Raw genomic sequence first — 2,780 nt, 5'->3', positions numbered from 1 at the left:
CCCTGGACCTCCGGGGAGCAGTGCACGTCGGGCACTCCACCGGGGGCGGCGAGGTCGCGCACTACGTGGCACAGGCCAAGCCCGGACGGGTCTCCAAGGCGGTACTCGTCGCGGCCGTACCACCGGTCATGGTGAAGAAGGACAGCAACCCCGAGGGCACTCCGATCGAGGTCTTCGACGGATTCCGTACCGCCCTCGCCGCCAACCGGCCCCAGTTCTACATCGACGTTCCCTCCGGGCCCTTCTACGGCTTCAACCGGCCCGGGGCCCAGGTGTCCCAGGGACTGATCGACCGGTGGTGGTGGCAGGGCATGATGGGCGCGGCGAACGCCCACTACGAGTGCATCAAGGCGTTCTCGGAGACCGACTTCACCGAGGACCTCAAGAAGATCGACGTCCCGGTCCTCGTGCTGCACGGAACGGACGACCAGATCGTTCCCTACGCCGACTCGGCCCCGAAGTCCGTCGAGTTGCTCAGGAACGGCACGCTCAAGAGCTACGAGGGCTACCCCCACGGGATGCTGTCGACGCACCCCGAGGTCCTCAACGCCGACCTCCTCGCCTTCGTGGAGAGCTGAGCCCGGACCGCCCGTGCCACGACAGCCGCATCCGCCACAGGCGCTCCCCGTCAGCGACCTCGGACGCCCGGCGGGTGCGCTCCACCGAACCATCTTCGCGGCGACGCCGGGCTGCACGTGGCGGCAGCTTCCCCGGTGTTCGGGCCGTGCCGTCGGACGGTTCACCGGAGTTCGCCCAGTGGGGCCGAGAGCGCGTCCGGGCCGGGCTCCACCCCGCGCCGAGAGCGTTGTCGACGCAATGAGACGGCCGGGGCGGCTGACTCCGAGGCCGGAAAGGTACTACCTGTCGCATCGCGTCTGCGGTTACTCATTACTGCCGAGGAGTTCGCCGCACCAGGAGGAGATGACGCATGCGACGTGTACGTTCGGCTTCGCTGGCGCTGGTGGGTGCCGCCGCGTGCATCGCCCTGTCCGCGCCGCCGTCCCAAGCCGCGGCCGGTGACACCGCGAGCATGTGCGGCAGCCAGTTGACCCCGAGCGGCTGGGTGGACATCCAATGGTGGAACAGCTGGTCCTGCGGCACGACTTTCAGCCCGAACATGAAGAAGATCGAGCAGCTCACCGGCTTTCCTGTCGGCACCACGGTGAACGTCTGCGCCTCGACCTACCCGCCGGCGGGCTGGGTCCAGGTGAACAGCTACTACAGCGGCGGCTGCCAGTACTCCGCGGTGCCCAGCTCACAGCCCAACAGCTGGACGATCAAAAGAGTCTCCTGAGTCCCGGCGCGGCAGGCCGGGGTGCTGCTCAGTACGCGGAGTTGACGTTGTCGATGGACCCGTACCGGTGCGCGGCGTAGTTGGCGGCCGCGGTGATGTTGGCGACCGGGTCCGTGAGGCTGTGGGCGGTGCCGTCGACGTGGTAGGCGTTGAACGTGGGCTCGATCACCTGCAGCAGGCCCTTGGAGGGGGTGCCCTTCTGCGCGTTGACGTCCCAGTTGTTCTGGGCGGTGGGGTTGCCGCCGGACTCACGCATGATGTTGCGGCGCAGACCCTCGTAGCTTCCGGGGATGCCCTTCTGCTTCATGATGGCCAGGGACTTCTTGATCCAGCCATCGAGGTTGTTCGCGCTGCCGGCCGAGTCGGCGCGGCTGTCTCGCGCCGGAGCGGCGACCGCGTGGACGCCCCGCGGCGCCTCGGCGGCATGCGCGGAGGCCGGCATCAGGGTGACGGCGACGGCTGCGGCGCCGGTCGTGGCGATACCGGTCAGAGCGAGGGAGCGGAGGCGGGCGAGGCGGCGGGTGGCGGTGATCGTGTTCATGGTGAAGGGACTCTCCGGTGGGACGTCGTTCGAGGCGTTGGCCGGACAGACCGGTCACAGCCTGCAGGGCGTCGGGTGAGGCCCTGGGCGGCTGCGCGGTGCGGCGGGCACGTCCGGCGATCAAACGCCCGGTCGGCCCTGCGGCTTGCGGCAACGAGAAACATGTTTAGGTGCCCGCCGAGGCCAAGGCAAGACTGTGACGTACTACCCTGCTTCGGAGAAATGAGACGGATCGGGCATTTCGCGACTTTCCTGCCTGCTCGCTGGAGCGCGCCACTACGGTCTCCCTTAGGACGTGACATGGCCCCTATGGGCCGCGTCACTCGTTGCCCGAGGACGGGAGCGGCCCCGGCGCTGTCCCGGCCGTACGAATGCCGCTCTGCGCACCGATGGGGCAGGGCCCGGCCGGAGGGGGGCGCGCCCGGTTGTCGCAGCCGGCTGGCAGCATGCCCGCATGACGAACGATCTTGATGACGTACTGGCGCATCCCGCACTGCTGCTGAGCGCCGAGCGTGCGGTGCTGCGTGACCACCTTTCCCGCGAGGGCCGGGCCCGTGGCGTCGGGGGCGAGGTCTTCCTGCAGGCCGAGGCCATTTTCGGGGGCGCCGAGGTGACCCCCGCAGAGTTCGCCTCCTGGCTGCACTTCGCGGCGAAGGCCACCGGTCACGACGAGTACGCCGACCGGATCGCGGCGGTGGGCACCGGCATGCCGTGGCGGACGGTGTGGGCGTGGTGGCGGCCGGCCCACTGGTTCCCGGTGCACCCGAGCCTGAACGGCGTCTGCTTCCAGGTGCGCCGGTGTGTGGACGGGGACCGTGAACTCGTCGAGGTGACCGACCAGCGGGGCCCCCTCTGGCTCGACGCGGCGACCGGCCACCGGGTGCCGGGCGTGCACGAGGAGGCGCTGACCGACGCGCCGACCGCGACCGGGGCCGCCGGCGCACC

3 protein-coding genes and 1 pseudogene are annotated in these 2,780 nt (G+C 69.9%); 3 read left to right on the top strand and 1 reads right to left on the bottom strand.

The features are described 5' to 3' along the window. Window positions 1–578, top strand: a 578-nt coding sequence (locus IE312_RS01505) for an alpha/beta fold hydrolase (RefSeq protein ID WP_229898846.1), incomplete at its 5' end; no start/stop codon positions are given. A 350-nt stretch (window positions 579–928) separates the two neighbouring features. Beyond that, the gene (locus IE312_RS01500; RefSeq protein ID WP_189977524.1) at window positions 929–1,294 is read left to right on the top strand and encodes a hypothetical protein; all 366 of its coding nucleotides are present in this window, start codon (window positions 929–931) and stop codon (window positions 1,292–1,294) included. 28 nt (window positions 1,295–1,322) lie between these two features. On the opposite strand, the gene IE312_RS01495 is transcribed toward IE312_RS01500, so the two are convergent. Next, complete coding sequence (locus IE312_RS01495) at window positions 1,323–1,835, bottom strand: transglycosylase SLT domain-containing protein (protein WP_189977522.1); 513 nt, start codon at window positions 1,833–1,835, stop codon at window positions 1,323–1,325. A gap of 454 nt (window positions 1,836–2,289) precedes the next feature. On the opposite strand from IE312_RS01495, the pseudogene IE312_RS38430 reads away from it, so the two are divergent. After that, window positions 2,290–2,780, top strand: a pseudogene (locus IE312_RS38430) (SUKH-4 family immunity protein); the annotation flags it as partial.

This window comes from Streptomyces capoamus (assembly GCF_014654935.1).
GTDB lineage: Bacteria > Actinomycetota > Actinomycetes > Streptomycetales > Streptomycetaceae > Streptomyces > Streptomyces capoamus.
The sequence above is the reverse complement of the archived record's forward strand: the minus strand, read 5'-3'. Positions and strand labels throughout refer to the sequence as shown.